General features: G+C 72.0%; 9 protein-coding genes and 1 tRNA gene. 3 read left to right on the top strand and 7 right to left on the bottom strand.

Annotated elements, in window-relative coordinates:
* Positions 1-36: 36 nt before the first annotated feature.
* From ACIQTO_RS00425 to ACIQTO_RS00405, 5 genes are all read right to left on the bottom strand, one after another.
* Positions 37-1,494, bottom strand: coding sequence for a peptidoglycan D,D-transpeptidase FtsI family protein (locus ACIQTO_RS00425; RefSeq protein ID WP_402380887.1), 1,458 nt, complete (start codon positions 1,492-1,494; stop codon positions 37-39).
* Positions 1,491-2,867 (bottom strand): FtsW/RodA/SpoVE family cell cycle protein, encoded by a 1,377-nt coding sequence (locus ACIQTO_RS00420; protein ID WP_402382674.1) that lies wholly within the window; start codon positions 2,865-2,867, stop codon positions 1,491-1,493. The genes ACIQTO_RS00425 and ACIQTO_RS00420 overlap by 4 nt, the downstream gene beginning before the upstream one ends.
* Before the next feature lie 157 nt (positions 2,868-3,024).
* Positions 3,025-4,674, bottom strand: a complete 1,650-nt coding sequence (locus ACIQTO_RS00415) for a PP2C family protein-serine/threonine phosphatase (protein ID WP_402380885.1) — start codon at positions 4,672-4,674, stop codon at positions 3,025-3,027.
* 53 nt (positions 4,675-4,727) lie between these two features.
* On the bottom strand, positions 4,728-5,270 hold the full coding sequence (locus ACIQTO_RS00410; RefSeq protein WP_402380882.1) for an FHA domain-containing protein: 543 nt from the start codon (positions 5,268-5,270) through the stop codon (positions 4,728-4,730).
* A 46-nt stretch (positions 5,271-5,316) separates the two neighbouring features.
* Positions 5,317-6,201 (bottom strand): FhaA domain-containing protein, encoded by an 885-nt coding sequence (locus ACIQTO_RS00405; RefSeq protein WP_402380879.1) that lies wholly within the window; start codon positions 6,199-6,201, stop codon positions 5,317-5,319.
* Between the two features lie 416 nt (positions 6,202-6,617).
* Between ACIQTO_RS00405 and ACIQTO_RS00400 the strand changes: the two genes are divergently transcribed.
* A tRNA-Leu gene (locus tag ACIQTO_RS00400) sits at positions 6,618-6,701 on the top strand.
* 88 nt (positions 6,702-6,789) lie between these two features.
* On the opposite strand, the gene ACIQTO_RS00395 is transcribed toward ACIQTO_RS00400, so the two are convergent.
* Positions 6,790-7,935 carry a sensor histidine kinase gene (locus tag ACIQTO_RS00395; RefSeq protein ID WP_402380876.1) on the bottom strand — a complete coding sequence of 382 codons (1,146 nt, stop codon included), beginning with the start codon at positions 7,933-7,935 and terminating at the stop codon, positions 6,790-6,792.
* Entirely contained in the window at positions 7,932-8,582 is a 651-nt protein-coding gene (locus ACIQTO_RS00390; RefSeq protein WP_402382672.1) for a response regulator, read from the bottom strand. The genes ACIQTO_RS00395 and ACIQTO_RS00390 overlap by 4 nt, the downstream gene beginning before the upstream one ends.
* Before the next feature lie 326 nt (positions 8,583-8,908).
* Between ACIQTO_RS00390 and ACIQTO_RS00385 the strand changes: the two genes are divergently transcribed.
* Entirely contained in the window at positions 8,909-10,738 is a 1,830-nt protein-coding gene (locus ACIQTO_RS00385; protein WP_402380873.1) for a phosphatidylglycerol lysyltransferase domain-containing protein, read from the top strand.
* A 288-nt stretch (positions 10,739-11,026) separates the two neighbouring features.
* Positions 11,027-11,719 (top strand): hypothetical protein, encoded by a 693-nt coding sequence (locus ACIQTO_RS00380; RefSeq protein WP_402380870.1) that lies wholly within the window; start codon positions 11,027-11,029, stop codon positions 11,717-11,719.
* Positions 11,720-12,064 lie beyond the last annotated feature (345 nt).

Below are 12,064 nucleotides of genomic sequence, written 5' to 3'. Positions count from 1 at the left end.
GATCCTGGGATTCCGCGCAGCCGTGGCGGCCGCCCGCTACTTGCCGAGGGCGGCCTGCATCACCGCCTTGGCGACGGGCGCGGCGAGCCGGCCGCCGCTGATGCCGTCACGGTTGTTGGAGCCGTCCTCGACCACGACCGCCACCGCGACCGACTGGCCGTCGGCGGTCTTGGCGTAGGAGGTGAACCAGGCGAACGGCAGCCCGGCGTTGTCCTCGCCGTGCTGCGCGGTGCCGGTCTTGCCGCCGACCGTCAGGCCCGGGATCCGGGCGTTCTTGCCGGTGCCGTTCTCGACCACCGAGACCATCAGGTCCTGCATCTTCTGCGCGGTGGCCGGGCTCATCGGCTGGGAGAACTGCTTCTCGGTGTGCTTGGAGACGGTGGTCAGCGAGGCCGAGCGCTCCTGGTCGACCAGGTACGGCTGCATCAGCGAGCCGTTGTTGGCGATCGCGGCCGAGACCATGGCCATCTGCAGCGGGGTGGCCCGGGTGTCGTGCTGGCCGATCGAGTCCAGCGCGGTGCCGTCCGGGGTGGAGTTGCTGGGGAAGACGCTCTTCTCGGAGCGGACCGGCGTGTCGATCGTGCTGTTGAAGCCGAACTTCTCGGCCTGCGCCCGCATCTTGTCCTTGCCCAGGTCGGCGCCGATCTTGCCGTAGACCGTGTTGCAGGACTGGTCCATGCCGGACTTCAGCGTGGCGTTCTCACACTTCTCGAACTCGCTCTCGTTCTTGAGCTCGGTCCTGGTGCCCGGCAGGACGTACGGGTTCGGGGTGTCGGTGGCGTCGTCGATGTTCTGGTACAGGCCGTTCTCGAACGCCGCCGTCGCGGTGACCAGCTTGAACGTCGAGCCGGGCGGGTACGTCTCGCGCAGCGCGCGGTTGAGCATCGGCTTGTTCGGGTCCGCGTTGAGGTCCACCCAGGCCTTGGTGTCGGCGGACTCGCTGCCCGCGAACACGCCGGGGTCGTAGGACGGGGTGGAGACCAGCGCCAGGATCGCGCCGGTGCGCGGGTCGAGCGCGACCACCGCGCCCTTCTTGCCGCCGAGGCCGTCGAACGCCGCCTTCTGGGCCTTGGCGTTGATCGTCGTGACGACGTCGCCGCCCTTCTTCGGCTCCCCGGTCAGCATGTCCAGGGTGTTGCGGAAGAACAGCCGGTCGTCGGTGCCGGCGAGGATGCCGTCCTCCAGCTGCTCCAGCTGGCTGGCGCCGAAGGACTGCGAGGAGTACCCGGTCACCGGCGCGTACATCGGGCCGTCGACCCAGGAGCGCTTGTACTTGTAGCGCAGGCCGTTGACGAAGTCGGACTGGGTGACCGGCTGGCCGCCGACGATGATGTTGCCGCGCGGGTGGGCGTAGCGGTCGTACACCTGCCGCTTGTTGTTCTTGTTGGTGGCCCAGGCGTCGGCCTGGACGCCCTGCACCCAGTTGGTGCGCACCATCAGGGCCAGGATCAGGACCAGGCAGAAGATCGAGACCCGGCGGATCGGCTTGTTCACGAGGCTGCTCCCCCCTGGAGCTCGGAGGCCGGGGCCGGTTCCACCCCGGGGCGGCGGGCGCTGTCGCTGATCTTCAGCAGGATCGCGACCAGGGCCCAGTTGGCGACCACCGAGGAGCCGCCCTGGGCGAGGAACGGCATGGTCATACCGGTCAGCGGGATCAGGCCGGTGACACCGCCGGCGACCACGAAGACCTGGAGCGCCATGGCGGAGGAGAGGCCGACGGCGAACAGCTTGCCGAACGGGTCGCGGGCCGCGACGGCGGTGCGCAGACCGCGCTGGACCAGCAGGGCGTAGAGCATGAAGATCGCCATGAGGCCGGTGAGGCCGAGCTCCTCGCCGAACGAGCCGAGGATGAAGTCGCTCTTGGCGGCGAAGTCGATCAGCCAGGAGCGGCCCTGGCCGAGGCCCGAGCCGGTCACCCCGCCGGAGCCCAGCGCCATCAGCGACTGGCCGATCTGTTCCGTCGACCCCTGCGGTGGTTTGGGAGCGAAGGCGGCCATCGGGTCGAGCCAGGCGTCGATCCGGGTCTTCACGTGGCTGGCAGTGGAGGCCACCGCGACGGCGCCGCCGACGGACATCAGCAGGCCGAAGACGATCCAGCTGGTGCGCTCGGTGGCGACGTACAGCATCACCACGAAGAGGCCGAAGTACAGGAAGGACGAGCCGAGGTCGTTCTCGAAGATCAGGATCAGCAGGCTGAGCAGCCAGATCACGATGATCGGCCCGAGGTCGCGGCCGCGCGGCAGGTAGAGGCCCATGAAGCGGCGGCTGGCCAGGGCCAGGGCGTCGCGCTTGACCATCAGGTAGCCGGCGAAGAAGACGGTCAGGATGATCTTGGCGAACTCACCGGGCTGGATCGAGAAGGCGCCCATCCGGATCCAGATCTTGGCGCCGAAGTCCTCCTTGCGGGCCGGGAAGAAGGCCGGCGCCGCGAGCAGCACCAGGGCCGCCGCCATCGAGATGTAGGTGTAGCGCTGGAGGACCCGGTGGTCCTTCAGGAAGATCATCACAAAGATGAAGAACCCGACCCCGAGGCCCGACCACATCAGCTGGTTGGCGGCCGCGGGGTAGTTGTTGTGCAGGAGCTTCCCGGCCTTGTCGAGCCGCCAGATCATCACCACGCCGAGCCCGTTGAGCAGGGTGGCGATCGGCAGCATCAGCGGGTCGGCGTAGGGCGCGAAGCGGCGCATCAGCAGGTGCGCGACCAGCGCCAGCGCCCCCATGCCGAGGCCGTAGCCGAGCATGCCGGCCGGTAGCGAGTCGTCCATCGCGAGGCCCACGTTGGCGTACGCGAGGACCGGCAGCAGCACCGCGAAGGCCAGCATGGCCAGCTCGGTGTTGCGGCGGTTGGGCGTGCCCGGCGCGGAGATGGTGGTGTTGCCCCGGCGCCGGGAGGAGGCCCGGTCGGCCGGTACGCCGCCGGACCGGCGGTCGGCGCCGTTGCTCAGGTCGAAGGTGCTCACGTGGTGACCGCTCCCTGACGGCCGGCAGGCCCGCGCGGGGCGGGCCTATGTCGGGTCGCGGCCGTCACGGCTTCGGGCAGGAGTCGGCCTTCTGCCGCTCCTCGTCCGTCAGGCCGGGCAGGTCGCCCTGCGGCCCGGTGGCCGGGGCGGCGGCGCTCTGGCTCGGGGCGGCCGTGGTCGGGGTCGGCGTGGGGGTCGAGGTCGCGCTGGGCGTGGCGGCGGCCGGGGCCCGGCCGGTGGGCGACGCCGCCGGCGCGGTGGCCGCCAGGAACCCGGCGGGCGCCACCGCGGGCGTGGTGCCCGGCTGGCCGCTCGGCGCGGTGCCCGGCAGCGCCGGGTTGGCGGCGGCCGTCCTGGCGTCGGCCACCTTGTGGCAGAACGTCGCCTGCTCGCCCAGCTTCTTCACCGTGTCGTCGGCGTCGCCGAGGCTGCTGGCCGAGATGGTGTTGGTGACGTGCGTGCGCTGGTCCTGCGGCAGGTACTTGAGCTCGATGTCCTTGTACGAGGTGTGCACCGAGGACAGGTTCAGCCCGGCGAGGCTCTGGTTGAGGCCCTGGTAGACCGCGACGTGGTCGCCGTCCACGCCGACGTAGTACTGGTCCTGGGTCCACTGGTAGCCGAAGAAGCCGACGCCGCCGAGCACGCCCAGGGCGACCAGCGCGGCCAGCGAGAGCTTGAGCCCCTTGCCCTTGCGCTTCGGCCGGTCCTCCTCGTCGAACTCCTCGGTGCCGTACACCGGGGGTTCGCCGGCGCCGTAGCCGCCGTCGTAGCCCTCGGCGGGGCCGAAGCCCGCCGGGGCGGCGCCGTAGCCGCCGTCGTAGCCCTCCGCCGGGCCGAAGGCGCCCTGCGGCGGGCGTCCGAGGCCCGCCGCCCGGCCGGCCGGGGTGTCCCGGATCGACTGGTCGGCGAGGGTCGAGGAGGGCGGGGTCTCGGCGACCGCGCCGACCACCATCGGGACGTCGTTGAACTGACCGCTCAGGGTGTCCGTGGCGCCGACGTCGAGGACGTCCGCCACGATGCAGGTGATGTTGTCCGGACCGCCGCCGCGCAGCGCGAGTTGGATCAGCTCCTGCACGGTCTGCTCGGGGGAGTAGAAGCTCCCGAGGGTGTCCTGGAGGGTCTGGTGGCTGACCGGGCCGGAGAGGCCGTCGGAGCAGATCAGGTAGCGGTCGCCCGCCCGGACCTCGCGGATCGACAGGTCGGGCTCGACCTGGCCGCGGCCGTCCAGCGCCCGCATCAGCAGCGAGCGCTGCGGGTGGGTCTCGGCCTCCTCGGGCGTGATCCGGCCCTCGTCGACCAGGCGCTGCACCCAGGTGTGGTCCTGGGTGATCTGCACCAGCGAGCCGTCCCGCAGCAGATAGGCGCGGGAGTCGCCGACGTGCACCAGGCCCATCCGCTGGCCCGTCCAGAGCATCGCGGTGAGGGTGCAGCCCATGCCCTCCAGCTGCGGGTCCTCCTCGACCATCTGCCGGAGGCGGTCGTTGGCGCCCTGGACGGCGTCACCGAGCAGGGTCAGCAGGTCGGCGCCGGGCACGTCCTCGTCCAGCCGGACGATGGAGCCGAGCACCTCGGAGGACGCGACCTCGCCGGCCGCGGCGCCGCCCATGCCGTCGGCCACGGCCAGCAGCCGCGGCCCGGCGTAGCCGGAGTCCTCGTTACCCTCCCGGATCAGCCCCTTGTGGGAGCCGGCGGCGAAGCGCAGCACCAGGGTCATGCGACCTGAGCCCCCCTCTGGGTCATGGACGGGATGCTGTCCCTCATGCGCTACTACTTCCGCAGTTCGATGACGGTCCTGCCGATACGGATCGGCATGCCCGGCTGGAGCGGGGTCGGCGCCGTCAGGCGCTGCCGGTCCAGATAGGTGCCGTTGGTGGAGCCTAGATCCTCGACCGTCCACTGCCCAGTCTGATCCGGATAGATCCTGGCATGCCGGGAGGACGCGTAGTCGTCGTCCAGCACGATGGTGGAGTCGTGCGCGCGGCCCAGCGTGATGGTCTGGCCCTGCAGCGCGACGGTCGTACCGGCCAGCGAACCCTGCACCACGACCAGCTGGGTCGGGGCGCCGCGGCGCCGGCCGCCGCCCTGGGTCTGGGGGGCGGGGGCGGGCTGGCCCTGCGGGGCCCGCCCGGGGGCGGACACCGGGGCCGTGGTGGCGGCGGCCGCGGTGGCGGCACCGCCCCGACGGGAGGAACGGGGGTTCACCCTGGTCCCGAACAGGTCACTGCGGATCACCTGGACCGCGACGATGACGAACAGCCACAGCACGGCGAGGAAGCCCAGCCGCATGACCGTCAGGGTCAGTTCTGACATGGCCGGCCCGCCCGTGAGTGAGCGAAGCGCGCGAACAAATCGGACACTACCCTTCGACCTGTCGGTAGACGATGGTGGTGGAACCCACGACGATTCGTGAGCCGTCGCGGAGCGTAGCGCGCTGGGTGTGCTGTCCGTCCACCACGATGCCGTTGGTGGATCCGAGGTCGAGCACCATCGAGGGGGTGCCGGGCCGGATCTCGGCGTGCTTGCGGGAGACCCCCGGGTCGTCGATCCGCACGTCGGCCTCGGTGGAGCGGCCGAGCACGCAGGCGTTCCCGGTGATCTGGTGACGGGAGCCGTTGACCTCGATCCAGCGGCGTACCGCGGTGCCGTGGCCGGCGCCGGGGAACGGGCGGACGTTGCCGCCCGCGGCCGCCGGCGGTCCGGAGGGCATGGCGGGGGGCGCGGCCGGCGGCGGGGGCGCGCTGTAGGGGGCGGCGCCCTGCTGCTGCCACGGTGCGCCGGGGGCCGGCGGGGCCGGCGGCCGGCCGTAGCCGCCGCCCTGGGTGGGCTGCGGCGGGGCCTGCTGCGGCGCGGCCTGCGCCGACGGCTCCTCGGCGGCCAGGGTGCGGCTGCGCACCCGGTAGAGGCCGGTGTCCAGATCGTCGGCCTTCTCCAGGTTCACCTGGAGCGGGCCCATGAAGGAGTACCGCTGGGCCTCGGCGTACTCGCGGACCATGCCGGCCAGCTCGGTGCCCAGCTGACCGGAGTAGGGGCTCAGCCGCTCGAAGTCGTGCGGGCTCAGCTCGACGATGAAGTCGTTGGGCACGACGGTGCGGTCGCGGTTCCAGATGCTCGCGTTGTTGTCGCACTCGCGCTGCAGCGCGCCGGCGATCTCCACGGGCTGGACCTCGGATTTGAACACCTTGGCGAAGGTGCCGTTGACGAGACCCTCGAGTCGCTGCTCGAACTTCTTCAGCACTCCCACGGGGCACCCCCTTCCAGGGTTCGTTCGCCTGCCTGCCGACCGGATCCCGGGGAGCCGGTCGCGCCTACTTGCGGTACTTCCGTACTGATCGTATCCACGCCGGGGCCATCCATACGGTTCCCGGACCGCGTGGTGCCCGGGGGTGGGCTCGGACACACAGGGTGACGCATGCGGGCCGCAGCATGCCAGGGCTACCCGTCCGGACTGCCCCGCATCCCTCGCTCGCCTGTTCGTCCGGGCATCCGTTCGGATGCGTTCGGCCGCCCGGGAAACGGATTCGGAGGCGGCCCGGAGGTCGTGCTACTGTTTTCCATGTCGGAAGGGGCGCCCGCAAGGGAGCCGGACCGAAGAACCGCGAAGGCCACATGGTACCGAGCGGATCGGCTGGTCGGCTGGCAACCACGACAAACACCCATGCGCGGGTGGCGGAATAGGCAGACGCGCTGGATTCAGGTTCCAGTGCCCGAAAGGGCGTGGGGGTTCAACTCCCCCCTCGCGCACAGTGAAGCCCCGCAGATCTTCGGATCTGCGGGGCTTTCTCGTGTTCCGGAGGGGGCGGCGCCGGGTCGCGGGAGCGGTGGCACGCGGTCACTCCCGGTTGGCGGGGAGGTCGGCCCGCACCGCGAAGCCGCCGTCGGGGGTGGTGCCGGCGACCAGGGTGCCGCCGAGCAGCTGGGCCCGCTCCCGCAGGCCGACCAGGCCGTGCCCGCCACCCGGCAGGGTCTCGGCGGGCCGGACCGGTGGGGCGTCGTTGCGGACCTCGACCCGGAGCCGGCGGCCGACCGCGCGCAGCCGGACGTGCACGGTGGCCTGCGGGGCGTACTTGGTGATGTTGGTGAGCGCCTCCTGGACCGTCCGGTAGGCGGCCCGTTCGACCGCCTCGGGCCAGGGCCGGTCCCCCGGCGCCAGCTCGGTCTCGGCGGCCAGGCCGCTCTCCTCGATCAGCCGGGGGAGGTCCGCCAGCCGGGGCTGCGGGGCGAGCGGGACGTCCGGGCGCGAGCCGGCGGCGCGCAGCACGCCGACCATCTGCCGCAGCTCCTCCAGGGTGCGCACGGAGAGCTCCCGGATCGTCCGGGCGGTGGCCGCGGCGGCCGGGTCGGCGGTGCTGACCTGCAGCGCGCCGGCCTGGATGCTGATCAGGCTGACCTGGTGCGAGACCACGTCGTGCATCTCGCGGGCGAGCCGGCCGCGCTCGCTGATCAGCACCCGCTCGGCGAGCAACCGGCTCTCCCGGGCCTGGCCCCGGGTCAGCTCGTCCAGCCGGGCCGCCAGCTCCCGGCGGGTGCGGGAGAGCAGTCCGGTGGCGGCCGGGCCGGCGGCCAGCATCACCGACTGGATCGCGTAGAGCGCGGTCTCCCGGCTCGGTTCGAAGGACTGCTCGGAGAGCGGCCAGTGGAAGAACTCGACCAGGGCGAAGAGGGTCGCGCAGGGGACCACCACCCGGGGGGCGGGCCGTTCGGCGGCCACCGTGTAGACGGCGGTGATCGGGGCCAGCCAGATGTCGGCGAGATAGCTGCCCGGCATGGTGAGCAGCAGCACGGTGACCGGGAAGCGCCGGCGCCAGGGCAGGACGACGGCCGCCAGCAGCGAGAGCAGGACCTGCCACCAGGGCGCGCCCCGGGCCACCAGCGCGGCGTCCATCAGCGAGTAGAGGGCCGGCAGCAGCAGCATCAGCCAGGGGGCGGTGAGCCGGGCCGGCAGGCGTCTGGCGGGGGGCAGGCCGACGGTGGTCATGCCCCGGTGCCGGGTTTCGGCCGCACCAGGCCGGCCCGGTGGGCCACCACGGCGGCCTGCACCCGGTTGGCGACGCCGAGCTTGCCGAGGATCGCGCTGATGTGGTCCTTCACCGTGCCGGTGCCCAGGAAGAGCCGGTCGGCGATCTCGGCGTTGGACAGGCCCTCGCCGAGCAGGGCCAGGACGTCGAGCTCGCGGCTCGTGAGGGTACGGGCCAGCGAGGCGGCCTCGGCGTCCGGGCCGCCGCCGTCCACGTAGCCGCCGATCACGGTGCGGGTGACGGTCGGGGAGAGGATGCTGCCGCCGGCCGCGAGCACCCGGACGGCGTGCACCAGCTGCTCCGGGGCGGTGTCCTTGAGCAGGAAGCCGGACGCGCCGGCGCGCAGCGCGGTGCCGATGTACTCGTCGGTGTCGAAGGTGGTGAGCATCGCCACCGACGGCGGGTCGGGCAGGGCGCGCAGCCGGCGCAGCACCGAGATGCCGTCGAGGTCGGGCATCCGGATGTCGAGCAGCACCACGTGCGGACGCAGGCGCTGGACGTACGCCTCGGCCTGGCCGCCGGAGCAGTCGCCGACCACCTCCAGGTCGGGGGCGGAGCCGACGATGAGGCCGAGGCCGGAACGGACCAGGATCTCGTCGTCCACGATCAGCACGCGGGTGGTGGTGATGGTCCCTCCTCGGTTCGGGCGGCCGGTCCGCTCGATGCGGTGTCGTCGAGCGTTTCGAGACTAGGGCCACTGGGGGTGGGGTGCCGAACGCCGGCCTTCCGGACACCCCCGCCGTTCGGCGGGGGTGGGAATCGGCTACCGGGTTCACGTAATTCTCACTCTGGGTGGGGAACCATGGAGTTGGCTGCCCCTTCACCGGTTTCCGGTCATGGCCAGGGTCGCTGGTCAGTCCGTCGGGCGCACGGATGCCCGGCACCGGCCCGTGTGCGGATGCGCCTCACCATCTGATCGTTTGGAATTGAGCTGTGTCGTCCACTGTGAAGTCGGAGCCGTCCGCCGCGTCCGCCGGGCCCCGGTCCGCCGGCCTGCTGGAGCGCTGGCGCCCGAGGGCCGCCGCGGCGACCGTCTGGTACCTGCGCCTGATCGCGCTGCTGAACCTGGTGACGGTGCTGCTGGTGCCGTTCCGGGACCAGGTGACCGAGCACAACGAGGGCGAGTACTTCACCCCGTACCTGATGACGGCCGGTCTGAGCACCGCGGTGCTGTCGGTGTTCCTGGCGATCGCGATGCGACGGCGCAAGCGGGCCGCGTGGATCTTCAACATCGCGTTGGCCGGGCTGTTCGCGCTGCTCTACCTGGCCGCCATGGCGGTGCCCGACGAGCGGTTCAACCGGCACCCGCTCAACTACATCTCCACCGTGCTGACCTGCCTGTTCGTCCTGGCGCTGCTGGTCGGGCGGAAGGAGTTCACCTCCAAGGGCGACAGCTCCAACCCGAAGACGGCGGCGGCCACCTTCGTCGGGGGCCTGGCCTTCGGCGGTGTGGTCGGCGCGCTGCTGGTCTGGGCGAACAACACCGCGCAGGGCTCCGACTTCTGGGACCTCTTCCGCTACTCGGTCGGCCGGATGATCACCATCACGCCCTCCGAGCACCTGCGCTCGGTGGTCTCGGCGCCGACCTGGGTCAACGCCGTGATCAACGCGATGGGCGCGGTGCTCTTCCTGCTGGTCCTCTACGTGGCGTTCCGCAGCCCCCGGGACAAGGAACTGCTGACCCCGGAGGACGAGGAGCGGCTGCGGGGCCTGCTGGACAAGCAGGGCGAGCGGGACTCGCTCGGCTACTTCGCGCTGCGCCGGGACAAGGCGGTGGTCTTCTCCCCCAGCGGCAAGGCGGCGGTGACCTACCGGGTGGTCGGCGGGGTCTCGCTGGCCTCGGGCGACCCGATCGGGGACCCGGAGGCCTGGCCGGGCGCGATCGAGGCCTGGCTGTCCGAGGCCCGCGAGCACGCCTGGGCGCCGGCCGTGATGGGCGCCTCCGAGGAGGCCGGGGTGATCTACGCCCGGCACGGGCTGGACGCGCTGGAACTGGGTGACGAGGCGATCGTCGAGCTGGACGAGTTCTCGCTGGACGGCCGGGCGATGCGGGTGGTCCGCCAGGCGTACAACCGGGTCAAGCGGGCCGGGTACACGGTGCGGATCCGGCGCCACCAGGACATTCCCGAGTGCGAGATGGCCCAGCTGGTCGCCAAGGCCGACCAGTGGCGCGACGGCGCGACCGAGCGCGGCTTCTCGATGGCGCTCGGCCGCCTCGGCGACCCGGGCGACGGGCGCTGCGTGATGCTGGAGTGCCACGACGGAGACGGTGAGCTGAAGGCGCTGCTGAGCTTCGTGCCCTGGGGCGTGGACGGACTCTCGCTGGATCTGATGCGTCGGGCCAGAGACACCGAGAACGGCCTGATGGAGTTCATGGTGATCGAACTGCTGCAGCGCGCGCAGGAGGTCCAGCTGGCCCGGGTGTCGCTGAACTTCGCGATGTTCCGTTCCGTTTTCGAGCGCGGGTCGCGCCTCGGCGCGGGGCCGGTGCTCCGGCTCTGGCGCTCGGTGCTGGGCTTCTTCTCGCGCTGGTGGCAGATCGAATCGCTGTACCGGGCCAACGCCAAGTACCGGCCCATCTGGGAACCGCGCTATCTGCTGTTCGAGAAGAGCAGCGAGATTCCGCGCATCGGCATCGCCAGCGCGCGGGCCGAGGGCTTCATCACCGCGCCGAGTCTGCCCGCCCTGTTCCGTCGCCGACACGCGGGAGCCGCCGACGCGGGGCCCCCGGTGCCGACGGCAGCGCGGGACGGGAAGGGGTAACCCCTCCGCCGGGGGGCGGAGGGGGCCGGACGTCCGGATGGGGGGTCTTCGGGGTTTTCTCTCCCCCCAGAGGATGAGGCAGCTCAACTTTTATGCCGATGTGGATTCTTTAACCGGCTTCTAATGTTGGAGTGGTCGAGAAGGCGTTCGCGGCTTCGGGGATTTGGAGAGACGGTTGTGATTCACAGGACCCACGCGGGGGGCGTGCGAAAGGGGCCGCTGGCTATTGCCGGTGCGGCCGCTGTCGCCGAGTGGGGGACGTTGTTCGGGACGGTCCGGGAGCGGCTGGTGGCGAAGAAGTTCGCCGCCGTTCCGCTGGCCACGGCGGCGACCGCCCTGATCCTGCTGTTCAGCGTTGTGCAGCATCTGCCGGGCGGGGAGCGGTTCGTCACCCACATCGGGGTGGTGAAGGCGGCGCTGCCGCTGGACGTCTCGCTGCTGCGCACACCGCTGTCGTTGTACGTGCCGGCACTGGACCTGCCGGTCTGGGGGGCGCTGGCCCAGGTCTTCGTGGTCTTCGGGATCGCCGAGATCGTGCTCGGTCGGCGGCTGACCCTGGTGGTGGCCTACGCCTGCACCCTGGCCGGGACGCTGTTCGCCCGGTTCGGCGTGGCGGTCGGCCCGGACCACGTGTTCGGCTTCCCGAAGTGGGTGGCCTACGTCCGTGACACCGGCCCGTCGGCGGCGGTGGTGGCGCTGGCGATCTGCATCGCGTTCCGCTGCCGGGCCTGGTTCACGGCCGGCCTGGTGGTCGCGCTGATGGTCGGCGAGGCGGTCGTGCTGCCGAACCTGGCGGGCCTGGAGCACGTCGTCGCGGTGCTCACCGCGCTGCTGATCGCCGTCTCGGTGGAGGTGTTCGGGGACTTCTGGCCCCGGGTGCTGGCCGGGGTCGGCGCGGCGGCCTCGGTGGCCACGGCCGCCTCGATCGAGGTGGCCACGGAGGCCCGCCGCCGCCGCTCGGCGGGCGCGGCCCTGCCGTAACCCCGGACCCGAAGGCCCGGTGCCGGGCCGGGGCATGAAGCCCCGCCCCGGCACCGGACCCTGTCCGTCCAGCCCCAGCCCGGCGTCTGAACCCCGGCCACCGGCTCTGACCTCGGCCCCGTACGGCGCGCCCGTGCTCGGCGCCCGCAGGCATGAAGCCCCGGCCCGTGACGTCTGGACCCCGGCCATCGGCTCTGACCCTGGCCCCGCACGCCCGTGTTCGGCGCGCGCGGGCATGAAGCCCCGGCCCCGGCGTCTGGACCCCGGCCCCGACCGAATCCGCCCCGAGCCGAAGGGCCGCGCCGGTGCCGAAAGGGTGGGCCCCTCCTGCCCGATGGCGGGCAA

The organism is Kitasatospora sp. NPDC091207 (assembly GCF_044768625.1).
GTDB lineage: Bacteria > Actinomycetota > Actinomycetes > Streptomycetales > Streptomycetaceae > Kitasatospora.
The sequence above is the reverse complement of the archived record's forward strand: the minus strand, read 5'-3'. Positions and strand labels throughout refer to the sequence as shown.